At 43.4% G+C, this 23,754-nt stretch carries 20 protein-coding genes; 8 read left to right on the top strand and 12 right to left on the bottom strand.

What is annotated here, in order from left to right:
• Window positions 1–28 precede the first annotated feature (28 nt).
• Window positions 29–832 (bottom strand): DUF4595 domain-containing protein, encoded by an 804-nt coding sequence (locus K339_RS0101440; RefSeq protein WP_028522007.1) that lies wholly within the window; start codon window positions 830–832, stop codon window positions 29–31.
• 266 nt (window positions 833–1,098) lie between these two features.
• On the opposite strand from K339_RS0101440, the gene K339_RS35665 reads away from it, so the two are divergent.
• Together K339_RS35665 and K339_RS0101450 are read left to right on the top strand one after the other, a co-directional pair.
• Entirely contained in the window at window positions 1,099–3,339 is a 2,241-nt protein-coding gene (locus tag K339_RS35665) for a tetratricopeptide repeat-containing sensor histidine kinase (protein WP_084332071.1), read from the top strand.
• A 2-nt stretch (window positions 3,340–3,341) separates the two neighbouring features.
• Complete coding sequence (locus K339_RS0101450; RefSeq protein WP_028522008.1) at window positions 3,342–4,085, top strand: LytR/AlgR family response regulator transcription factor; 744 nt, start codon at window positions 3,342–3,344, stop codon at window positions 4,083–4,085.
• Window positions 4,086–4,098: 13 nt separating this feature from the next.
• On the opposite strand, the gene K339_RS0101455 is transcribed toward K339_RS0101450, so the two are convergent.
• The 5 genes from K339_RS0101455 to K339_RS0101475 all read right to left on the bottom strand — a co-directional run bounded on the left by K339_RS0101455 (window position 4,099) and on the right by K339_RS0101475 (window position 10,053).
• On the bottom strand, window positions 4,099–5,211 hold the full coding sequence (locus tag K339_RS0101455) for an acyltransferase family protein (RefSeq protein ID WP_028522009.1): 1,113 nt from the start codon (window positions 5,209–5,211) through the stop codon (window positions 4,099–4,101).
• Entirely contained in the window at window positions 5,208–6,371 is a 1,164-nt protein-coding gene (locus K339_RS0101460; protein ID WP_028522010.1) for a sialidase family protein, read from the bottom strand. Before K339_RS0101460 ends, K339_RS0101455 begins: the two co-directional genes overlap by 4 nt.
• A gap of 387 nt (window positions 6,372–6,758) precedes the next feature.
• Window positions 6,759–8,300: an NHL repeat-containing protein gene (locus K339_RS0101465; RefSeq protein ID WP_028522011.1), complete on the bottom strand. Its 1,542-nt coding sequence runs from the start codon at window positions 8,298–8,300 to the stop codon at window positions 6,759–6,761.
• Between the two features lie 110 nt (window positions 8,301–8,410).
• Window positions 8,411–9,022: a pseudouridine synthase gene (locus K339_RS0101470; protein ID WP_028522012.1), complete on the bottom strand. Its 612-nt coding sequence runs from the start codon at window positions 9,020–9,022 to the stop codon at window positions 8,411–8,413.
• An 8-nt stretch (window positions 9,023–9,030) separates the two neighbouring features.
• Window positions 9,031–10,053 (bottom strand): acyl-CoA reductase, encoded by a 1,023-nt coding sequence (locus K339_RS0101475; RefSeq protein ID WP_028522013.1) that lies wholly within the window; start codon window positions 10,051–10,053, stop codon window positions 9,031–9,033.
• 132 nt (window positions 10,054–10,185) lie between these two features.
• On the opposite strand from K339_RS0101475, the gene K339_RS0101480 reads away from it, so the two are divergent.
• Window positions 10,186–10,533 (top strand): 4Fe-4S dicluster domain-containing protein, encoded by a 348-nt coding sequence (locus K339_RS0101480; protein ID WP_028522014.1) that lies wholly within the window; start codon window positions 10,186–10,188, stop codon window positions 10,531–10,533.
• 97 nt (window positions 10,534–10,630) lie between these two features.
• Here the strand turns inward: K339_RS0101480 and K339_RS0101485 are convergent, their stop codons facing one another.
• Both K339_RS0101485 and K339_RS0101490 read right to left on the bottom strand, forming a co-directional pair.
• Window positions 10,631–11,113, bottom strand: a complete 483-nt coding sequence (locus tag K339_RS0101485; protein ID WP_028522015.1) for a hypothetical protein — start codon at window positions 11,111–11,113, stop codon at window positions 10,631–10,633.
• A gap of 146 nt (window positions 11,114–11,259) precedes the next feature.
• Complete coding sequence (locus tag K339_RS0101490; RefSeq protein WP_028522016.1) at window positions 11,260–13,764, bottom strand: cation-translocating P-type ATPase; 2,505 nt, start codon at window positions 13,762–13,764, stop codon at window positions 11,260–11,262.
• Window positions 13,765–13,885: 121 nt separating this feature from the next.
• Here K339_RS0101490 and K339_RS0101495 point away from each other — a divergent pair, with 121 nt between their 5' ends.
• Complete coding sequence (locus K339_RS0101495; protein ID WP_028522017.1) at window positions 13,886–16,069, top strand: penicillin acylase family protein; 2,184 nt, start codon at window positions 13,886–13,888, stop codon at window positions 16,067–16,069.
• Between the two features lie 139 nt (window positions 16,070–16,208).
• Window positions 16,209–16,424 (top strand): DUF3820 family protein, encoded by a 216-nt coding sequence (locus tag K339_RS0101500; protein WP_028522018.1) that lies wholly within the window; start codon window positions 16,209–16,211, stop codon window positions 16,422–16,424.
• Window positions 16,425–16,469: 45 nt separating this feature from the next.
• Here K339_RS0101500 and K339_RS0101505 read toward each other — a convergent pair whose 3' ends face one another.
• Together K339_RS0101505 and K339_RS0101510 are read right to left on the bottom strand one after the other, a co-directional pair.
• Entirely contained in the window at window positions 16,470–17,519 is a 1,050-nt protein-coding gene (locus tag K339_RS0101505; RefSeq protein WP_037298836.1) for an adenylate/guanylate cyclase domain-containing protein, read from the bottom strand.
• Window positions 17,516–17,890 (bottom strand): response regulator, encoded by a 375-nt coding sequence (locus K339_RS0101510; protein WP_028522020.1) that lies wholly within the window; start codon window positions 17,888–17,890, stop codon window positions 17,516–17,518. The genes K339_RS0101505 and K339_RS0101510 overlap by 4 nt, the downstream gene beginning before the upstream one ends.
• Window positions 17,891–18,005: 115 nt before the next feature.
• Here K339_RS0101510 and K339_RS0101515 point away from each other — a divergent pair, with 115 nt between their 5' ends.
• On the top strand, window positions 18,006–19,160 hold the full coding sequence (locus K339_RS0101515; protein WP_028522021.1) for an iron-containing alcohol dehydrogenase: 1,155 nt from the start codon (window positions 18,006–18,008) through the stop codon (window positions 19,158–19,160).
• On the opposite strand, the gene K339_RS37430 is transcribed toward K339_RS0101515, so the two are convergent.
• Window positions 19,157–19,504: a LytTR family DNA-binding domain-containing protein gene (locus K339_RS37430; RefSeq protein WP_037298839.1), complete on the bottom strand. Its 348-nt coding sequence runs from the start codon at window positions 19,502–19,504 to the stop codon at window positions 19,157–19,159. The two genes, K339_RS0101515 and K339_RS37430, sit on opposite strands and share 4 nt — an antisense overlap.
• Window positions 19,505–19,926: 422 nt before the next feature.
• Between K339_RS37430 and K339_RS0101525 the strand changes: the two genes are divergently transcribed.
• Window positions 19,927–21,693: a histidine kinase dimerization/phosphoacceptor domain -containing protein gene (locus tag K339_RS0101525; protein ID WP_169731801.1), complete on the top strand. Its 1,767-nt coding sequence runs from the start codon at window positions 19,927–19,929 to the stop codon at window positions 21,691–21,693.
• 30 nt (window positions 21,694–21,723) lie between these two features.
• On the top strand, window positions 21,724–22,470 hold the full coding sequence (locus tag K339_RS0101530; protein ID WP_028522024.1) for a LytR/AlgR family response regulator transcription factor: 747 nt from the start codon (window positions 21,724–21,726) through the stop codon (window positions 22,468–22,470).
• Window positions 22,471–22,483: 13 nt separating this feature from the next.
• Here K339_RS0101530 and K339_RS0101535 read toward each other — a convergent pair whose 3' ends face one another.
• Window positions 22,484–23,665: an ATP-binding protein gene (locus K339_RS0101535; RefSeq protein ID WP_028522025.1), complete on the bottom strand. Its 1,182-nt coding sequence runs from the start codon at window positions 23,663–23,665 to the stop codon at window positions 22,484–22,486.
• Window positions 23,666–23,754 lie beyond the last annotated feature (89 nt).

Below are 23,754 nucleotides of genomic sequence, written 5' to 3' on the forward strand. Positions count from 1 at the left end.
GTGATTTTACAGTTTAAAAAAATATTGTTCAGTTGCAATCCATCAGCGTAATTCGCTGATTACTAATCTTGTTGGCAGCATCAATCGTAGCATTTTCAATAAGATAACCCTGCGAGTTGGTCTTTACGTCCGTGATTTTCTCTTTGCCGTCGGAAACCAATTTACCGTCTTGGTCAGCAAAAAATGACTCATAGGTTGTGCCTATATTACCCTCGGCAACCTGCCACGAAAAGCCCGACAACACATCAAAGGGCAAGCCGTTCTTAGTCAGTAATTGTTCTGGCGATTTTACTACTCCAACGGAATTAATGATTACTTCAAAATACTTATTACCCTGTAAGTCAGCAAAGCCGCGCTTGGTCATAATGTTGTTGGCATTGTATTCAAAATACTGTTTCCCGTCCGAATTAGGGTCGCCAGTTTCGTAGGTAAACTCGGTGATTTGGCCAGCTGCGTTGTATTTCAGATTGTTGATTCCCTTACTGCCGTCGGCATTAGTATATGTTACTTTTGAGATTTGACTGTAGTAATAGCTATACGTTTCGGTACTATAATCTTTCCCATCCAGCTTGATAGATGACTTAATGAGCAGGCCAGAAGCATCGTACGTAAAGGTATATACGAATTTTGAAATAGTACCCGAGCCCGTTCCATCAAACTCACGAGCCATTTGGGTGATTTTACCATTCGCATCGTAGGTATAGGTATGTTTGTTGCCGTTGCCTCGATCGATGACCGAAACTTTACAGGGCGGGGTTGGGGTATCTTCTTTGCAGGCAGCCACAGCAATCAGCAAAAAAGCGACAGTAAAGAGGCTTTGTAGGGTTTTCATTTAGATCATTGGGTTGACTAAAGTTTGTCATTGTTGTCTCAAACCTACATTTTCCTTCTATTTGCTTTCACTCTGAGCCTGTGAGTGATAGGTTTGAACAAGTGAGCGGCGGTATTTAGTAGGTGATTGAGTAAACGGTAATGTGTTTTTGAGTACGAATGTGTTATTTGTACCGCTTACCCCCTCAATCATGTCATTTACCTTAAATTCCATTCCGTTGGCGGCGCATTATAGAATAGAGATAGCACATTAAGCTAATATTGTACATGAGGCTTTATACGAGTGATTTACGCGATTTTTATACAAACTCTATAATGATGTATAAAAGGACTTTTTTTATTCTCTTTTTATTTCTGAAGGCTTTGGTGGGTATAGCTCAGTTTCCTCCTGTTAGAACACAAGAGGGGCAAACGTACGTCGTTCCGACTCAGTTTGACCTAAATAGATCATCCGATGAATCATACGTCAATTCTTTGCTCGATAAGGCACGAGTAATGATCAATAGCCAACAAAAGCACCCCCCTTCGGCCCGAAAAGATACCAGTATATTACAGCTTTACAATTACATATCCTCTATTTTTAGACAGTCAAAAGTAGCGCCTGATAGCTGTCTTTTTTACGCAAGAAAAACAATTGAGTATGCCAAAAATTGTAGGAATACGGAATTTGAAGTGAAAGGTTTATTTCAGCAAGCACATTATCAAAGAGATATAAAATTAAATTTGGAAGAAGCTTTACGGCTTAATTTACGAGCTTATGAAATAGTTGTAAATGCCGATCACGACCCACAAGTTCTTTGGCGAATCTGCTATAATTTAGGAGACTTATACTCAAGTGTCAAAGAATTTGAAAAATCCCTCACTTACTTTCATCAATCGGAAACACGTATCGCACTGGGAACAGGATTGAGCAAAGCCAGTACCAATGCTTATACAGTTGCCATCTGGGAGGGCATGGCCATGTTATATACCTATAAAAAACAGTATCAAACGGCCAATACCTACTTTGTGAAAATTTTAGAACACCTGCCTAAAATACCTTTTATAAGCTCCCATGCAGGTATTTACGATAATTTGGCCGTATTTTATCAGTTGCAAGGTAAATACCTGCAAGCTATTGAGTATGGTAAAAAAGCTGAAACACTTTGGTTAGACCTTAAAAAACGAGAAAATCTAACCGCCACTCAAGCGAATCTAGCCAGTTGTTTTTTTGAAATTAACGATTTGCCTCAGGCACAAACTTATGCTTCTCTAGCTTTAAAACCTCCCGCTGCCAAAAACGCCCTCAAGAAAGCCCACTACGTACTTTATCAAATTTCACAAAAACAGGCTAATTGGCAAGAAAGCTTAAAGCATTTTGAACAATATATACTATGGCGTGATTCGCTTGATGCCAAGTTCAATGCTGAAGAGCTGTATAAAGTCCAAAGTAGGTTTGATTTAGAAAAAGCTGAATTAAAAAATAAACAGTTAGAAGAACAGAGAGAACAAGAGTTATTAAAAATTCATCACCAAAATGAACTGGAAAAATTAAAAGCTTCCGCTGAACGGCAACGTTTTTTGGATCAGGCAGTCAGTGAAAAATTAGAACGGCAGATAGAAACACAAGCACTCAGAGAACAAGCTATTAAACAAAAAGCACTTGCATTTGAGGATAGATCAAAGCAAGAAAAACTTATTAATAACCTCCAGATTAAAGAATTTCAGCAGAATAAACTCATTGAAAGCCGTACAAGAAATACGCTTGAAGTTGGACTAGCTTTGAGTGCGCTATTGGGGTTAGTTTTATTTTGGTACAACCATAAACTAAGAACGAAAAACAAAGACTTAGAAGCCAAAAATGAAATTATCAGAGAGGTAACTCACAAAATCCAAGCTACCGAAATCTCGGCCTTACGGGCACAGATGAATCCGCACTTTATTTTCAACTGCCTAAATTCCATCCAATTATATACAGCACAAAGCAATACAGAGAAAGCTACCGATTACCTCAACAAATTTTCCCGATTGATTCGCCTTGTTCTGGAAAACTCCCGTTCAGAGAAAGTTTCGCTCGAAAATGAGCTAGAAACCCTTCGACTTTACATGGAAATGGAAGCCATGCGTTTTCGAGGAAAAGTAAACGCCTTCATCAATATTGCTCAAAACGTTGACAAGGATTCTATTCAAATTCCACCGTTGCTTTTACAACCTTTTGTGGAAAACGCTATCTGGCACGGACTTATGCACAAAGAAGAAGGCGGAATCATCCGTATTGAAGTAACCCAACCTCATGCGCATCTGTTGAGATTTGACATCACCGACGATGGAGTCGGGAGGGAAAAGGCCGCCGAATTTAAGAGTAAATCGGCTACTCAAAACAAATCATTCGGCATGAAAGTGACCGCCGAACGTATCGAGCTCATTAATCAACTTTATAACACGGCCACCCAAGTACAAATCATTGACCTGAAAAATAAACAGGGAGAAGCCACGGGTACAAAGGTGGTAGTAGAAATTCCAATTTAATTATGAGAGCAATTATCATTGACGACGAACCCGACGCAGTGGAACTTCTCAACATTCGACTGAATCAGAAATGCCCACAGATTGAAGTAGTCGCTACTTGCACAAGCAGTATCAAAGGAGTAGCTGCCATTATAGAGCACCGCCCCGAACTCGTTTTTTTAGACATTGAAATGCCACAAATGAACGGTTTTCAAGTATTGGAAGCCGTAGAAGGCATACCTTTTGCATTGATTTTTGTCACGGCTTATGACAAATTTGCCCTCAAGGCATTCAAATACAGCGCCATTGACTATTTACTCAAACCCATTGACTCTCATGAGTTAACAAATGCTGTAAAAAGAATTGAACGATTCCAACATACTTCTTTTGAGCAGATTGACCACTTAAAAAAACAATTTGCCAATGCACAACGCCCACTGACAGATAAAATCGCGCTGCCTTATCAAAACGGAGTAACGTTTGTAAGCATAAAAGATGTAATCTACTGCGAATCCGACGATAGTTATACAAAGTTTTTCTTAACTAATGGGCAAAACTGCTTAGTGACAAAAACCCTCAAAGAAATTCAAGAACTACTAGAAGAGCGAGGTTTCTTGCGCATTCATCGTCAATACCTTATTAATCTCGACCACATTAAAAAGTTTTACAAGGGCGAAGGTTCTTACATAATAATGACAAACAATCAATCCATTCCTGTATCTCGATTACACAAAGAGCGCCTCTCAGAGCATTTTAAGTGGCTTTAGTAAAATCCCCCCACTACACCTTCACAAAAATCTTGTGGCGGTACATGACGTACAACATCAACCACACCAACAGCAAACCGCCCAAGGCATTGAAAACCTCATGCCACGGCTCAGGGGCGTGACCGTACAACCCCGCAAATAGCAATCGGGAGGTTTCGCCAAAACTGATAAAACGGCAGGCCAAGTAAATCACCAACGAGTTCATCCCAATTACTTTGAAGAAAAACGTCCAGCCCGTATATTGTTTGACGTCGATAATCCAGTAGAAAAGCACCACCATCAAAAAGGCCATTCCGCCCGTTAAAAGAATAAATGAACTCGACCACAAGTGTTTGTTGATGGGAAAAAAGGGCGACCACGCCAACCCCGCCACTACCCCAATGACGCCCATCAGACTCAGTTGTTTCAGTTTTTGAGCGACTGAAATAGTCATATTTTGAAGAATATCTCCCGCCAAGCAGCCGAAAATCGTCAAACAAGTGGCCGATAGCTGCGTCGTCATGGCAAGTTCGTCGTAGGTCTTTTGTTTGAGACGCCCAGGCATAAAAGTACGGTCGAGCCAACCCACTAAATTCCCTTCAAACGTCAAATCGCCTGCCTGAAAACCTGGCGCGGGAATGAGCATCAGCACCGAAAAATAAAGCACTAAAATTCCCAACGCAATGTAGAGCATTTGTGTCCACGTAAAACGCATATACAACAAAGCCACCAAAAACGTAGCAATCCCAATCCGCCCCAAGACGGTTCCGTAGCGGATATGAGCAGGGTCGAAAATGTCAACGGGGGCGTTTTTGTCCAAAATCCCCAACACAAACAAAATCAACATTCGCTTGAAGACTTTTTTGGTCAGCTCGGCTTGCGATACGCCTTTGGCCAAACCACTTTTGAGGCTAAACGCCAAAGATACGCCCGCCATAAAGAGAAACAGCGGAAAAATGAAGTCATAAAACGTAAAGCCGTTCCAGTCAGGGTGGTGAAATTGCGCGGCAATCGCGTCAATAAACGCAAAACCTGTTTTGCCCCCTAACAAATACAAAAAAGCCCCTCCACCCGAAATCATGAGCATATCAAACCCACGGAGGGCATCGAGCGAAGCCAATCGGCTCGGTTGAGTAACGGTGTTCATTTTTTTCTAAATTTTTTAATGCGGTGAAAGGTTAGGAAATTGGCGTCGTGGTTGTTGTGCGCTCCTCCTACGCCATCGTCATAGGCCGTGCGCGACAAAAACACAATATGTCTGCCCTCAAAAAGCCAGTCCACGTACTGAAAGCCGTGTTTCAGGACATCTGGATGTTGAAGAACTACTTTGTGTAATCTCCAGTGAATCAGGTCTTCCGAACTAAAAAGTGCTTGGGTATTGCGGATACTGGCAGGGTTTCGTTTGGGGTTTGCCTCTTTGATTTCTTGAGGAATATAATTGGCAAGTGTCCAGTAGCGCTTGGATTTTGGGTCAAAACGAATCGTGAATTTTTTACTTCCACCTGGGAAGTTGACAAAGTCTTTGGCAGGGTCAAACGTCGCATTTTTTCCATCGGCACTGATGTGGACAAAAGCAGCCTTCTCTTCCAAGGTGCTTTTATCGTCAACGCGTAAAATATCCAGCAACTCGCCTTGCGGCGTCACGACGGCATTTCCCTCTATCCACCCTCCAAAATTCCCGCCCAAAAGCGTCGAATCATAGCGCAGGACATTGCTGTGGCTCCAGCTCGAAGCTTTCATTGGGTCGGCATCCAACGGCATCGACATCATGAACGCGCCATAGCGTTTTCCCCATTTTTTAATCGACCCCATGGCGTCCTCCATAGCGCGCCACAAGCGCCCGTTGTGTTCAATCAGCGGAACAGGAGCGCAGTGATACTCTCCTGCCAACAATAACCCGTTGTCGCCGTCGGTTGGGGTAGTCCAAGTTTGGCCATTGTCGAGCGATTTTCGAATGATGGTATTTCCGTGATGTTTACTTGTTCCTAAAAAATAGAGGTTTCCTTGATGTACAAAAAGTTTTGACCAAAACTGACCGTTGATGGTTGAAATTTGAGTCCAAGTTTTGCCTTTGTCGGTAGAGCGATAAATGCACGAAACGGGGCTTTCAAATTCTTTGGATTGGGGGCCAAACAGGTCGTGCGAGGCTAGGTAATCTCCGTTAGCAAGTCGGCAAATACTCGGCGAGCCAATGTACAAACCCGAAGACGCTGGGCTGTAAGCGACTTTACTTCCTGGAACTTGGGCAATACCCCATTGAAACAAACAAACCAGTAAAAACCAGCTCGCAACAAGCGTTTTTCTCATGTCAGACGTAGATTAGAAGGGTGCGTGCTCTTAAAAGCAACATCATCTCTACAAATACCTCTGAAATAGCGGTTTCGGCTAGTGGGGAAGCGGAAATAAATTATCCTATTTGCCTATTTTTTTGAGTAGTAATATAAAAATTTAGACTGACACTACCTCAGATAAATAACAAGTTCAGGTTGAACGCATTAAAAAAAGTAGCCTCAGCGAGGCTAAATCTTAGTAGAAAAAAAAGGGCAAAGGCCATCCCAAAGCCCCATCGGGGTGACATCTTTCATCGAACACCGGCCGCCCGATGGGGATTTGATTCATTTTTCTACTGAGAGGTAGCTCCTCTGGAGCAATCAATAGACACTCTATATTTTAATGTGTTCAACCTGTAACAAGTTAAGGCTGGACTAAACGTATAAAAAACATATCGGTCAGTGAGTTGGCATTTTTGAGCCTAGTATTGCCTATTATAGATTCACCAACATATTGTCCTGTAAGATATATATTTTTATTTTGACCAATGGCCATATTGCTAATTACATCACTATTTTTTCCTCCTCCACTTATAACCCATTCAGCAGGATAATTATTAGCATATTTAGCCACAAAAAAGTCGAAACCTCCTGCAGAAGAGATTATTTTAGGTACGAATGATTTTATGATTGCATTTCCTATAAACCCACCAGCCAAATACACCGCTCCATCATCATCAGCAGTAAGCGAAACACCACCTAGAAAATCTCCTTGTGTTTCAAAAGCCGCAACGACATTTGTTTCTGAGAATCGGGCCAAAAAAACTTGATATGTGTTTAGATTACCTATTAATTTATAGTCCCCCAAAGCCGCAGTAGCTTGAAAACGCCCTGCTACATAAATATCGTCTCGATTAGTAGCAATAACTCTAACACCTTCAACATTTCCTCGCAAGTTATTCACATTACCATGTGCCTGAAAAACAGACACAAAATCTCCGTTAGAAGAATAACGAGCTAAGTACATATTTTGATTTCCAAGTGTTTCTAAAATTTTATTCCCAATACTGAATTTTCCTACGAAAGTTCCAGTAATATAGATTTGATTCTGTGAACTGATAGCAACACCTCTACAAGAGTCAAAATTGTTTCCTTCACTACCGCCCTGACGAACCCAACGAAATGCTCCTTCTGAAGTATATGAAGCTAAAAAAAAATCACTACTTCCGACTGAAGTCAAAGTAGTATTTTCAAAAGTAGCAGAATCAAAAAAAGTACCAACAACATATAAATTATCGTTCCTGTCCAACCCAAGGTCATAAATCAACAATGAATTGGTGCTATTTATTCTTCTTACCCACAAGGGCAAGCCTTCGGATGAAAACTTAGCCACAAAACCTTCTGCTTTACCAGTTGAAGCGGAAAGCGTTTCTATTCCAAAATTTACGCTATCCCTGAAAACGCCCGCTATGAGTAATTCACCTGTAGAACTTAAACATAAACGGCTCACATTTGCTCCAATCCCTGTATTTGAAGCAACCTGTTTTACCCACAAAATTTTACCTGTCTTACTATATTTTGCCAAGAAAAGAGCAGAAGTATCTGGTGCTACAATTGATAAAGAATCAAAAATAGCGGTCAGATTAAAAATCCCTACGACATAGATATTATTGTTTTTATCAACAACAATATCTTCACCAATGTCAGAAAAAAGCCCTCCTCCCCTCCAAGCAGCCATTACTGGATTTTTTTCATCAACACCTAATGCCATCCATTTTATCCCATTATATACCCGTAAAACATTAAACGTCGTGTCAAAAATAGCATCCCCTCTCGTTGGTGATGTAAATTGATTAATTTCTTCGTATGATTTTTTGGGAAAGCTTATAGTATTTGGGGTTATAACTTGAGCGTTAAGGCTTAACGCTATAGGAATAAACAAAAGAATAGTAAAAAACAATTTCATAATAATATACTTTATTAGTTCTGCTTATGAAGATAGCATAACATCAGTACATTTCATAATAAAACAAGCGTTTTTCTCATGTCAAACGTAGATTAGAAGGGTGTGTGCTCTTACCGCCAATTATCAATCTTAAGTTGGCGAAAAAACGTTTCTTCCTCAATCTCCCGAACTTGTCCAGGTTGTAAATCTTCCAACGACAGATTTTCGATGGAGAGCCGAATCAGACGCTGGCAACGGTGATTGATGGCCGATACCATTTTTCGTATTTGGCGAAACTTCCCTTCGGTCATTGTGATGAGGAGCCAAGTATGCGGGATTCGCTCGTCAAACTCGTAGCCACTTTGAAACAAATTGGTCGGTTTCTCAACGATTTCTACTTCGCAGGGGGCTGTGACATACAGTTCTTCGGTACCGCGAATGCGAATCGCAACTCCCTCGCGGAGGCGTTGAAGGTTTTCTGGACTCACCACTTTATAGACCTGCACTAAGTAGCTACGCTTGTGGGTGGTTTCGCCTTGGAAGAGCAATCTGGTTACTTTTTTGTTGGTTGTGAGCAGCAATAACCCTTCCGAAATGCCATCGAGCCGCCCAATCGGGTGTGTTCCTATGGGAAAATCAAACGCCAACTCGTCCAGCTTGCGCGCGTCAGCAGGCCCTATAAACTGCGAAAGCATATTATAGGGCTTGTTGAGCACAAAATAGCGGTGCGAAGCCTCAGTCATCAGTTCAGTTACAGGCTTGTTAAAAATGCCATGGTGTCCACGCCATCGGCATAGTCCGAAAGCGTTGGGGCTTGGGCTTGTCCCAACGGTAGGCTGTTGGGAAACCAACCATTTTGCGAAACAATGCACTGAATTTTTTCGGATTGAGTGGCAAGATTCGCGGCAAGCTCTTCTGCCGAAGTATATGTTTCATAAAACAATACCGAAATCGGCGAAACCAACGACTCCGATTTTCGCATCATCAAGAATCCATTGTCGAAATGCGGCTCACGGTTCACCAAATACACCGATTTGTTATACTCATAATTATTGAAGTACTTGTGGTGATTGATGTACGTACTTGCCTTGGGTTCAATGGTTTCGTAGAAAGTATCAAACCGATAACCCTCTGGTACATAGACCTTGGAAACATTGCGACAACCAAGCCCAAAATACTGAAGCACATCCCGCCCAAAAGCATCGAGTTCTTCGGTCGTTTCGGTACCATTGAGCACGCCCACCGACGTCCGATTGCGGCGAATGATGTGGGGTTTCTTTGAAAAATAATATTCAAAATAACGGGCGGTGTTATCGCTACCCGTGGCAATAAAAGCGTCGGCGTCGTTGAGGCGTTCGGCTACGGTGATACGTTCTGCCAAAGTAGGGTCGATTTCCTTCAATTGTTGCATCAAAAACAACATCAACACGCGATCGTCGGCACTGAGTTTGGCCAGTAAATGATGTCCACTCAACAGAACGCACAACATATCGTGAAAACCCACGGCGGGAATATTTCCTGCCATCACAACCCCGATTTTTTGCGGCGTCACTTCTTCCGACATGGCCAAAGCGGAATACGACTGCAACCACTGCCGAAGTGTCTCTTCTTCCAAATAGGCCGAAGCAATAGACCGCAGCGATTCTGTCACAAACTCAGGCGTAAACCAGTGGTTTTGTGAATGAGCACGGTACGTGATTTCTTCAATGGCGTTTGTTTTGAGTAATTTTCCTAAGGAAACAAACGGAGCTATGCGTTTTTCGAGATTATTCATTGAACTATTTATAGGAAAAGTACAAATAAAATAAGAAATATATTTTTTGTACCCCAACCGAAACTTTAAATAAGTAAATTTGTTTTTTAATTGCGAATGCAAATATCCCAAAACTAAACGATACTCTGCAATATGGCTATCATGATTACTGACGAATGCATCAACTGTGGTGCATGTGAGCCAGAATGTCCGAATACTGCAATATACGAAGGAGGTGTAGAATGGACCTTCGCGGGAGGAACTGCCCTTGAAGAAATCGACTACGGCGACGGAACCGTTGTCAGTGCAAAAGTAAAGCAAAAACCTGTTTCAGACGAGTTTTACTATATCGTAACCGATAAGTGTACAGAATGCGTAGGTTTCCACGAAGAACCACAATGCGCCGCTGTATGTCCTGTTGATTGCTGTATTCCAGACCCTGACAACGAAGAAGAGGACGAAACGCTTCTTGCGAAAAAAGCCTGGATGCACGGCGAGTAGTCGGGCAACGACATTACATTTTGACACCAATATGCAAAAGCCGCTCCGTTCGCGAAGCGGCTTTTTTGTTTCTACGGCTTGACTAATGATTCATCGGCTAGTCTTTATGGTCGATGTTTTCAAGAATTTTAAGCGCTTCTTTTTCGGCTTCTTCGTCTTTGTCGTCAAACGTGATTACGATAAAAAAGTTGGTGCGGCTTTTGAGATCGACCACTCCCGCCAGCATTACTCGGTCACCATCTTTAAATCCTTCTACGTAATAGCCCGCAAAGTCGCCGTTTTTGAACGCTTCTTCTTCATCCACTTCTTGTAACTTGAGCTCTTTGGCAAGCTCAACCGTCGCTTCGTCCATGTCTTCTACCGCAAGTTTTTTCTGGTTCCAGATGTACATGAACAATTCCATGCCATCGCCTTTCATTTCAAACTCGTTGCTGGTATTTTTTACAATTTTAAAATCGCGCGGAACCGTGATTTCGATGTTATATTGCTCCCAATAATAGGTCTTATCGACCACGGAAGTAAAGGCAAAAAAGGAGCTGATAACTGCTAACGGAAGCAGCATTCGGAAAATGTTTTTCATACAGGTAAATTAGCTGAGGTTAATTGGTAAAGTTAGAGAAAGTTCAAGCCGTGAGTTGAACAAACGAAAGTAAATATATTCTCATTATCAACCAAATATGTATCACTTCAACATATAAAGGTATATTTTACTCCTTTTTTTCTTCCTTACCAAAATCGTTTTCTCTTTCCCCATTTAAAGCCTTCAAACCAGCCGACACTGATCAAACTTACCAAGCCAACAAAATATAACTGACTCAAATACAGCGGAGTAAGCCTGAAAAAATTTGCTAAAATTGGAACATACACCAGCCCCGCCAAAAGCACGATAGTTATCCCAATCACGCCCAGCAATAAGTTATTTTTATACTTAAAACTCTCAATCACTGAGTCATAAAAAGACCGATTGGCGAGCGTCAAAAAGATGTTTGCAATCACTAGCGTGGTAAACACCATCGTCCGAGTTTGGTCTTCAGAATACCCCTGTCGAACTGAATATTGGTAGATAAACAAAGTTCCAGCCGTAATCATCAGCCCTTGTACAATGCTAATCGACAACTCACGAAGGTTCAAAAACGTGGTCGTCATCGGGCGGGGAGGTTGGTGCATACTGCGTTTTTCGAGCGGTTCATTTTCATAAACAATCGAGCAAGTCGGCCCCATGATTAGTTCCAAAAAGATGACGTGAACGGGTGTAAAAATGGCGGGATACACCCAACCTAGCAACAGCGGCAGCGCCACGGTTAGAATAATGGGAATGTGAATGGAAATAATGTATTGAATGGCTTTTTTAAGGTTATTATAAATTTTTCGCCCTGCCGCTACAGCATCCACCATTTTACCAAAATCATCGTCCACCAGAATCAGCGAAGAGGCTTGTTTGGCAATCTCCGAGCCCCGTTTTCCCATCGCAATTCCGATGTGAGCCGCTTTGAGGGCAGGGCCATCGTTTACTCCATCGCCCGTCATTCCCACTACCTGCTGTTGGGCTTTCAACGTATTGATAATCTTCAACTTTGCTTCAGGAAACATACGGGTAAATAGCGTCGTTGCTGCGATTTTCTTCTCGGCGTCTTCGGGAGAAAGGCGTAGCAACTCCTCTCCCGTCAATGGTGGGGACGAACTCCTGAAATGCGCCTGTTTGGCGATGGCCTCCGTCGTCAGGGAATTGTCTCCCGTAATGATTTTTAGCTGAATGCCTGCGTCGTAGAACTGCTTAAACACCTTGGCGATATTATGTTTTGGCGGGTCGTAAAAACCAACTAACCCTAAAAACTCAAACGCCAACTCTTGTTGGTTTTCGGGAAACGTTTTGCCTTCAAAAGAAGACACGCCTACCCCGAGCATCCGCAGTCCATCGGCGGCAAAAGCTGCGACTTGACGGTGTACTTTTTCTTTTTCTTCGTCGCTCAACGTAGAATGACGCAGGAGTGCTTCGGGCGCTCCTTTGCAAGCAATAATTCGTTTTCCAGGCTGATTTTCAAAGACATGGGTCATCATCGGCGGCTTACCAGAAAGTGGATATTCGTGTACCAACCGAAACTCCGAGCGCTCATCTTTTTCCGTCGATTGGCGGTAAGCTTCGTGTAAAGCTTTTTCCATGGGGTCAAAGGGCGCGGGCTCACTAGCCCACATGGCCACTTCAATCAGTCGGCGAGCAGGTGCATTTTGCCACTGATTTTCACCCAAAACAGCCCCACTTTCGTTGACATACAAACGATGCAATGCCATTTTATTTTCGGTAATTGTTCCCGTTTTATCGGTACAAATCACTGTGGCCGAGCCCAATGCTTCCACGGTTTGGGTCTGCTTCACGATAATACCTTGCTGCATGAGCCGCCAAGCCCCAAGCGCCATAAACGTAGCGAAGGCCACGGGAATTTCTTCGGGTAACACTGACATTGCAATGGTCAAACCTTTGAGCAAACTGCCTAAAATATCGCGTGATTGGAAATAGTTAATCCCCCAAATCAATACAAAAATAACCGCCCCAACTGCCGCCATCCGTTTTACAAACTGGTCGATTTGAAGCTGTAAAGGTGTTTTTTCGGTTTCAATCGTTGCCAAAGAAGTGCCGATTTTTCCCAAACGAGTGTGTTGCCCCACGGCTGTTGTTTCAAACACCCCTTGCCCCGACTGCACCAATGCCCCCTGAAACACCTGATTATTTTCGGCATTTTGAAGTTCTTTGTGGACCGCAAAAGCTTCGCCCGTCAGGATGGACTCATTGACCGAAAAATCGTGAATTTGGAGCAACGTACCATCCGCAGGAATGAGTTCACCCTCCGATACCACTACCACGTCTCCGACCACAATCTCACCCGAAGGAAGCTCTACTACCTCATTGTTTCGGATAACCGTCGTAGAAGCCTGGGTGTATGATTTGAGGGCTTCTAGGGCTTTTTTACTGCGCGAATCTTGGTAAAACGAAATCGCCGACACCACCAAAATCGCCCCCAGCATAAAAAAACCTTCGGAGAGTTCATTGAGCGAAAAATAGATGACGGTACAAGCTACCAGCAAAATAAACATCGGCTCGGTAACAGTTTCTTTGAGGGCTTCCCACCAAGCACTATTGGAAGTATCTTGAAGGGCATTCGTACCATTTTCCCGCCGCGATTGCTCGACTTGGGCATCGGTAAGACCTTGGAATGGATAAGGATGTGAAGACATGAGCAAAACGATTTGTGATTTCTTTTTGTGCTTGAAAGAGGAATTGATAAGTTTGCTAAAACTACAAAATATGCGGGATTCCGCACCTGATTTCATCCACAAACTCCTTTTAATAACCCTTATGAAATACTTACTTTTACTTTTCTGCTTACCTCTTTCACTCTTCGCGCAACGTTTTACGAAAGCCGAGATAGCCCGTTATGAGCAGCAAGCCAAGCGCGTGACCATCGTTCGCGATAATTGGGGGATTCCGCACATTTACGGAAAATCCGACGCCGATGCTGTTTTCGGATTGCTCTACGCCCAGTGCGAAGATGATTTTAAGCGGGTAGAAATGAACTACATAGAAAAACTAGGCCGAACAGCGGAGCTTAAAGGCGAATCGGCACTGTACAACGACCTCCAAATCAAACTCTTGATAGATACTACCGAAGCCATTTCGGATTACAAAAAAGCTGAACCGTGGCTCAAAAAATTGCTTCAAGCTTACGCCGATGGCATTAATTATTATTTGTACAAACACCCTCAAACCAAGCCCGCCCTTCTTCAACGTTTTGAGCCTTGGTACCAGCTACTTTGGACCGACGGTAGCATTGGGGCCATCAGTACGGCCGATTTGAGCGTGGCAGAGTTAAAAAACTTTTACTCGGGCGAGGTCACGGCGGCCATCGCTCCCCCCAAAGACCCCGAACACCAAACGGGTTCAAATGGGTTTGCTTTTGGCCCATCTATCACGGCCTCGGGCAACGCCATTTTGTACATTAATCCCCACGTAACATTTTATTTTCGTCCCGAGGTACAAGTTGTAAGCGACGAAGGGCTTCACGCTTACGGTGCCGTTACTTGGGGACAGTTCTTTGTTTATCAAGGGTTTAACAAATATTGCGGTTGGATGCACACTTCTTGTAACGTGGACGTAGCTGATATTTATGCCGAAAAGGTAACCAAGAAAGGGGACGCGTTTTTTTACGAATACAATCAGCAACTCAAACCCGTTGCGGAAAAGAAAATCACTATTAAGTATTTAGACAACAACGAATTAAAATCAAAAACATTCACCACCTATTTTACCCACCACGGCCCCGTTATGGCCAAACGCGAAGGAAAATGGGTGAGTTTGCGCTCGTTTAACCGTTCCATGACCAGTCTTGTGCAAAGTTGGCAACGCACCAAAGCCAAAGGGTTTGAAGAATACAAAAAAACAATGGAGTTGAAAGGAAATACGTCTAACAACACCGTTTTTGCCGACAACAAAGGCAACATCGCCTACTGGCACGGCAACTATGTACCTATCCGTGACAACGCCTTGAATTGGTCTAAACTCATGGACGGAACGACCCCCGCTACCGAATGGAAAGGATTGCACCCCGTGAACGAAACCGTACACATTTACAACCCCACCAACGGCTGGATTCAGAACTGCAATTCGACGCCTTTTACTGTCTCAGGCCCAGCAAGTCCTAAACGAGAAAACTACCCACCGTACATGGCGCCCGACGGAGAAAACTTCCGAGGAATCAACGCAGTTCGGGTATTGAGTAACCAAAAAGGGTACACACTGGACAAAGTCATTGAGGCTGGCTACGACACCTATTTATCGGCCTTTGAGGTATTGGTTCCTGCGTTGGTAACATCGTTTGAGAAAAATGTAAAACCCAGCGATTCTCTCTATACTTCGCTGGCCGAAGCGGTGCAATTGCTGAAAAAATGGGACTACCACGTCTCCGAAAACTCAGTAGCGACCACCATCGCCATTGAATGGGCGCAAAAATTGACACCCACGATCACGCGTTTGTACATCGACCAAGGTGAGCGCGACCAAGTGGAAAATACCAAACTTTTTGCCGCTAACGCTACCTTGACTCAACTTACCACTCCCCTACTCGCTACATTGGCCGAATTGAAAACAAAGTTTGGAAAATGGCAAATGCCTTGGGGAGAAGTCAATCGTTTTCAGCGCCTTACCAATGATATTCAATCCAAACACGACGACGCCCAGCCTAGCTATCCTGTCAAGTATGCCTCGGCGTTGTGGGGAATGTTGCCATCGTACAACAGCCGCCCCTACGCAGGTACCAACAAACGCTACGGCGTCAGTGGCAACAGTTTTATCTGTGCCGTTGAGTTTGGGCCACGCATCAAAGCAAAATCGCTCTTAGCGGGAGGAAACAGCGGCGACCCTGCCTCAAAACACTTCAGCGACCAAGCCGAAATGTACACCCAAGGAAAATTCAAAGAAGTTCTATTCTACAAAGAGGACGTCCTCAAACACGCCGAACGAACGTATCACCCTGGACAGCCGTGAGGAGGGTTTCTCAAAACCCGACGCTACATCCGTACAAGGGGTTTCTCAAAACGTGAAGAGGGTTTCTCAAAACCCGACGCCACATCTGTACAAGGGGTTTTTCAAAACCCCGCTTAATTTTTAATTCAAGATTTATTAAATGGAAGGTTTTAACCCCAATTTGCTCCAAGAATTAGTAGAAATGAAAATGCCTTTCGGGAAATACAAAGGAGTAACGCTTTGCGATTTGCCTGAGCCTTACTTGGTCTGGTTTCATGCCAAAGGTTTTCCTGCGGGAAAATTAGGGATGTTGCTTTCTACCTTGTATGAAATCAAGGTCAATGGGTTGGAGCACCTGTTGAAGCCGTTGAGATAAAGACCTTCCCGAAAATTCAAAACTTTCGGGAAGGTTACTAAAGTCCTACGCAATTACTTCATAAATCATCAATGGATTTGCCTTGTTTTTAAGCGTTACTTCGCCAATAGGCTTGCATTGAAATGATTCTTTGATGTTGTCGTACGCACTTTGGCCAATCACAATTTGACCTGGCTTGGCCGCCGACTGAAAACGTTGGGCTACGTTGACGGTGTCGCCAATAACCGTATAATCCAAACGGCGCAAAGACACCGAGCCAATATTGCCCGAAATCATTTCGCCAGAATTAATACCAATCGCCACGCGCGGCATAAAGGTACTGTGATTCAACAAGTTTTCTTCGATTTCCTCGATATGGGCACGAACCGCCAAGGCTGCCTCAACGGCATGATCAAGGTGATATTCCCCTCGAAAAACCGCCATTACAGCGTCACCCATAAACTTGTCAACGTGCCCACCTTGCGCAATGATTTCTTTCACCATCACGTCAAAATATTTATTGATGAGCTTCACCACCGTATCTGCGTCCACGTTTTCGGTGATGGCTGTAAATCCGCAGATGTCGATAAACATGACAGTAGCCTCCACAAGTTCGTTGGCCATCAGCGAAGACTCAAACTCCTGCCGATTCATAAAATTCAGCACGTTTTCATCGACATACATCCTAAGGATATTGTTCTCCTTGATGGCCTGTAAGGTATCGCGCAGGTGCTTTACGTGTTGAAGCGTTTTTTCGACGGTTACTTCCAAATCGTCAAAATTGACAGGTTTACAGACAAAATCAAACGCCCCGCGATTCATGGCCGTACGAATATTGTCCATGTCGCTATAGGCCGATACCATCACCACTTTGATGAGCGGGCTCAATTCGTTGACTTTGCTCAACAGCGTCAATCCATCCATCACAGGCATGTTTATGTCGCTCAACACCAAGTCGATATTTGACTCTTTTTGAATCACTTCTATGGCTTCGGCGCCGTTGGGAGCGAAATGAAACTCGTAGGAACCCTCCCGAATTTTGCGCCTAAATTTCTGTTTAATAAGCAATTCCAAATCGCTTTCGTCGTCCACGACGAGCATTTTGGCTTTTGTCATAACGATTCGAAGAGTTTTTGTTTCAGACTGGAAAAATCTATTGGTTTATTTAAAAAATCATCGGCTCCAAACTGCTTCGCTTGGTTGTAGTTTTCTTCGTCGTTGTAAGCAGTAATCATCATAATCGTCGGTGGCGACATCGGATGTGTACTACGAATTTTTTTGAGAAGCTCGATACCGCTCATTCCTGGCATGTTAATATCCGACAAAATGAGCACAACTTCCGACAAATGGTCTTTGAGAAAGTCGAGGGCTTCTTCCCCCGAATACGCGAAGTTGAAGTTCAGTGCGCCGCTTCGGATTTCGCGCCGAAAGCGTTGTTCAAAAAGGGTTTTTATGTCGTGTTCGTCGTCAACAACTAGGATTTTCATAGGGTTGCAGCAGGTTTTGCAGGTGTAATAATACAAAAAATGTTGGAAACTAAAGTAGGAAACCCATAGTTAGAAGAGAAAGACATAAGGCCATGTCGAATAAATTTTCTGTTATATGAACAATTTTCAATACCATAATCCCGTGCGCGTCCTGTTCGGGAAAGGACAAATAGCCCAACTTCCAAAACAAATCCCTACGCAAGCCAAAGTGATGCTTACCTACGGCGGCGGAAGTATCTTCAAAAACGGGGTATATGACCAAGTAAAAGCTGCCCTCAGTGGATACACAGTGGTAGAATTTGGCGGTATCGAAGCCAATCCGACCTACGAAACCCTCATGAAAGGCGTTGAGATTGCCCGTCGAGAAGGCATTGATTTCTTGCTTTCCGTAGGTGGAGGTTCGGTGCTAGACGGCACCAAATTTATGGCCGCCGCCATTCCTTTTGAGGGAACAGACCCGTGGCAAATCGTAGCCAACCGTGCCAAATTCACCAAAGCTCTTCCCATCGGAGCCGTACTGACGCTGCCTGCAACTGGCTCAGAAATGAACTATTACGCGGTGATTAGTCGCCAAGAAACGCAGGAGAAAAAAGGCATGGGTAATCCGTTGGTCTATCCTCAGTTTTCGGTGCTTGACCCCGAAACCACTTTTTCTTTGCCACCACGCCAAATCGCCAACGGCATTGCCGATGCGTTTACGCACGTTATGGAGCAATACATGACCTACCCCGTGCGGGCCGAAATGCAAGATCGGATGTCAGAAGCGGTATTGCTCACCCTCATCGACGAAGGCCCTAAAATGTTGGCCAACCCTACTGATTATGATGCCGCAGCCAACATCATGTGGGCAGCGACCATGGCCTTGAATGGCTTATTGGCCGCAGGCGTTCCTACCGACTGGGCTACGCACCAAATCGGCCACGAACTCACGGCCTTGCACGGCATCGACCATGCTCGTACGTTGGCGGTAGTGTTGCCTCATTTGTTGGAAATTAAGAAAGATAGTAAGCACGAGAAATTGCTACAATACGGACGTAGGGTGTGGCAACTAACGGGCACTGATGAGGAAGTAGTGGCGGGCGCCATCCAAAAAACGGCCGATTTTTACGAGTCGTTGGGGATTCCTACCAAAGCTAGTTCGTATGACATCCCAACCAGTACCGTCAGCGAAGTGGTACAACGTTTTGAAGCCCGGGGCATGAACTTTGGCGAGCATGCCGATATTACGCCTCAGGTGGTGGGCGAAATTTTGGCCCTTAGTTTGGCCTAGCTTGCCTTATTGACTTTCGTAAATGCCGTAAGAAAATCCATTTGTCGGCGGCGCGAAACGACCTCTACGTCTCCGTTAGACAAGTGTATTTCTAACGAAAAGTCGATTTGGCAATAATGCGAAACTTCGTTTAAATTGATAAAGCTTCCCCGACTGACCCTAAAAAATTGTTCGCTCGCCGCAAGTCGTTGGGCGACAATTTTTAGGGTTCTTGAGAATAAGAACTTTTTGCCGTTGGTATGGATGATTTCGGTATAGTTTCGCACACTTCGTAACGCAACAATGTCATCGGAAGCAATCCATAATTTATTGGCTTGATTAGGAATTTGTAAACCGTGCATCATATTCGGAGTGGAGGTTTGGTACGATTGGTACAATTTCCAAAATCTTTGGCATACTTTACAGCACGACTTTACGAAGTAGGGATTTTTCTTTATGGATATGGAGGTTTGTTTTGTGGGGGTGGGGGCTGTTATTTCAACTAAATAAGCACATCTAATTTTTTTAGCTGTTCTGTTGGCTTTGCAGGTGCTACTGCTAGGATACACAGAGCAAAAGCTATTTTGCCAATGCATTTCAAACGGTTATTTATTTTATAAAAACTTCATTTTTCTTTGTGAAACAGCCTATATTTCTTGTGAAACAATTTTGCAATACTTCTATACGTACATTTTCTTTTTACCGTTCGATAAGTTTTTATCCTTAAAAAATAAATATCGGTTATTTTAGCAGGGCAAATGTCAGGGGCATGGCGTTTGTTATACCTATGAGTAAAATTGGATTAAGTATTCAAATGAACCATTTTGCGAAGGCACTTATCATCCTTGTAATGGTAAGTAGCGTCGGTAGTATTGCCCAATCTCCCAACGCCCACTTTCTCCCCCTACAGCCCCACAAAGTGCAATGGGCAAATGCCGTCATCAAAAATGCGCTCCAAACCAAAGACACCATTCAGCTGGCCGAAGGGTGGTATCTATATGGGAAAATCTATCAAGCGGCAGGGGATAACCTGACCGCTAAACGTTATTTCATGCGTTCACTTCGTTTCCAAGAGAAGCGAGGAGATTCGTTTGAACTCTCACGCCTATACTATCGCCTCACTGAAATCGAAAGAATGCTTTTTCATTATAAAGATGCCTATCGTTATGCGCAATTGGCACTACAAGTAGCCGAGCGTATTAACTCGAACAAGGCACTAGCATTGGCCTATAGTTCTGTGCAGTCTATTCATGAAATTGACTGGTCGGAGGGAGGAAAAAACCAAAAATATCCTTCTATCAACCACGATAGTGTGCTGTATTATTTACGTAAAAAAGAAAGGCTTCTCTTAAAGTATGGCAATCCTATGGATATACAAGTAGTCATGATTAATTTGGGAGGTGAGTTACAACGAAAAAACGACCCTAAAGCCATTAACTATTACCAAAAAGCCCTTGCAATCTGCGTCAAAGAGCAAAAACCTTCTGAAATTATCATTGCAAAATTGCAATTAGGCCAAGCTTATCTCCAATTTAAACAGCTAGATAAAGTAAAAATACTCATTCAAGAAATTGAAAAAGACGCAGCAAAACTACCTGCTAATCTCCATCTATTAGATAAAACCTTTCAAATCAATCAAAATGCAATTTATCGAGACTACTATGCCACCATCGGGGACTGGCAAAAGGCATTTGACTATACCCAACGGGTACACGCTGCCGAGCGTCAAAAATTCCTCGCCGACCGCGAAGGTGCCATAAGCCGCCTCAGCATCGAGTACGAAACCGAGAAAAAAGAAGTCGAACTCAAAGCAAAACAACGCGAACTCCAACTCAGTCAACAAAGCCAACAAAACCAACAACGGTTCGTGGGTATTTTGGCCGTATTGCTAATAGGCGCACTCACCGCCAGTATTGCTTTTTACCGAATTTCTGTCAAAAATCAGCGCCTCAGTGCGTCAAACGCATTGCTCGTTCACGAGCAAAATCACCGCGTCAAAAATAACCTCCAACTCGTTTCAAGTCTCCTGAATTTACAACTCAATCGCCTCACCGACGATGCCTCCAAAAACATCCTAGAAGAAACCCAGCTGCGGATTGAGGTTATGTCAACCCTGCAACGCACCCTTTACAGCGGTCAAACCCTCGGAGAGGTGCAAATGCACGACTTTTTGAATGAAATCATTAAAGTAGGCTTGCAAACTTTTGGCTACGAACACGTTCAAACCCAAACCCACATCGACTCTTCCTTGCACCTACCCATCGACCATGCCATGCGCATTGGGCTTATTGTCAACGAATTGCTCACAAATGCTTGCAAATACGCATTCCCCGACCACCCAAATCCCCAATGGACACTAAGTTGCCATCAAGCCAATCGCCTTTGCACACTCCAAGTTGCCGATAATGGCCCAGGGTTTATTCCCCCTCAACCCATCACCAGAAAGTCCTCTTTCGGTATGAAGTTGATTCAACTCCAAGCCGAACAACTCTACGCCAATTATTCATTTGAAATAAACAAAGGTTCTTTGTTTCAAATGACATTTAAAGTATAACTAACCCACTACCAACATACCATTCTGACGATGAAAAGTTTAAAAGTTCTTATTGTTGAAGATGACCTCACCATGGCCGAATCCATTCAGGAAACGCTCGAACAAGCTGGTCACGAAATCGTAGGAAAAGCCCGCAATTCTCGTGAAGCACTCAACGTAGTTAAACACCAAATGCCCGACCTCGCACTGCTTGATATCACATTGGAAGGGACGGCGGACACAGGCATTATGATTGCCAAACAAATGATTGCCATTAGCCCGATGCCCGTTATTTACTTGACTGCCCACGACGACCCTGGCATCGTAGCCCAAGCCCAAGAGACGCGTCCCGCAGCATATTTACTAAAACCATTTCGGCACAAAGAATTGGCGATTCAGATTGAGCTTGCCTATTACAACTACAAAGCGCAGCACGCAACGCTTGTTAATCCACACACTTCACCTTCTTTATTTTTGCCCGTTGACCAAGGAAAAGGATACATTAAGGTCAATAAAAAGGAAGTCATGTATTTGATGGCCGCAGGCTCATACGTAGAAGTGCATACCGTTAGAGATAGCAAACCCTTGGTCTTCTCGATGAATTTGGGCTACTTGTCGCAGTTTTTTATGATTCAAGGCTTTCATCGCTTGTCGCGTTCGCTGGTGGTGAACCTAGAATACATCGAACGGATTGAGAAAGGACAACTTTTTATGACCAATCGAGATACTGCGGTGCCATTTCCCGAGAACCAACACCGAGAACTTCTCCAACGCCTCGCCATCGTACGAACGCCCTAAACGTGCGTCTAAACTATTTTTCGACCAATCCTAAATTCTGCAGTTGTTTTATTGCCTCTTCAATGTTGCAATGAATCCAATTGGGGCGTATGCCTAAATTCCCCCCTTGAGGAGTGATTACAAAATTATGAGAAGTACCCAAATCCGTCACCGATTCGGTTGAACCTCGCTTTAAAGCAGGACTAAGTGAAAGTTTAATTTCTATGGATACAATTGGCTGAATACCTTCCACCAATACCAAATCCATTTCAGCACCATTAGAAGTACGATAAAAATAAGGGGAAACGCCATTTTTAAGCCTTCGAATGATTTGCTCAATCACAAATCCTTCCCAAGAAGCCCCAGCTATGGGATGTTGAAAAAGATGCGATTGCGTACGAAGGCCGTGCAGAAAGTGTAAACTACCGCTGTCTATCAAATAAAGTTTCGGGCTCTTAACAATACGTTTAGAAGCGTTTACAAACCATGGTTCAAGTCTTCTGATGATGTACGCTTGTTCGAGAATAGCAATATAACGTTGTACTGTTGTGTGAGCAATACCAAGTGAATTAGCAAGCGTAGAATAATTGAGCAAAGCACCGTGATTGTGAGCCAACATTCTCAAGAAATTGGCAAGCAAAACAGACGAAGCATTGATGCCCATCTGAGATAAATCTTGCTCAATATACGTTTTGACAAAATTTTGTTGCCAAAGGTACCAGAAATCGTCACTTGGCGCTAATAAAGCATCAGGGAATCCTCCCCTAAACCATAACGTTGACACTGAAATCTGAGTAGATTGTGCTTCTTCAATCTGCAAAGGCATAAGTTCGTGATAGGCAATACGACCTGCCAACGATTCTGAACTTTTCTGTAAAAACTGAAGGGATGCCGAACCTAAAAGAATAAATCTACCCGGTTGTCGGTCACGGTCAATAAGTCCCCGTAGCTGAGGAAAAATAGGAAGCAGTCGTTGTACTTCGTCAATAATAATAGTTTTTTCACGATTAGTATCAATAACCCATGCCGCATTTTGGCTAAGGGTTTGATAGTCATCTAGTAGTTCTAAATCAAAATATAAAAAGGGTCTCGTTAAATCACTTACTAATTGCTTCGCCAAGGTAGTTTTACCCACTTGCCGTGGCCCTAAAATACCTACAGCAGGAAAAAAACTAAGTGATTTTTGAATAACCTGTTGTAAGCTTCTTCCAATCATTATTCATGCAATTTGAATTTTAAAAGTTCAAATTACATGAATAACGACTCAAATTACAACAAATTTGTAACAAATGTGCTAAGAGTTGC

Origin of the sequence: Runella limosa DSM 17973 (assembly GCF_000482465.1) — a bacterium.
GTDB classification, from domain to species: domain Bacteria; phylum Bacteroidota; class Bacteroidia; order Cytophagales; family Spirosomataceae; genus Runella; species Runella limosa.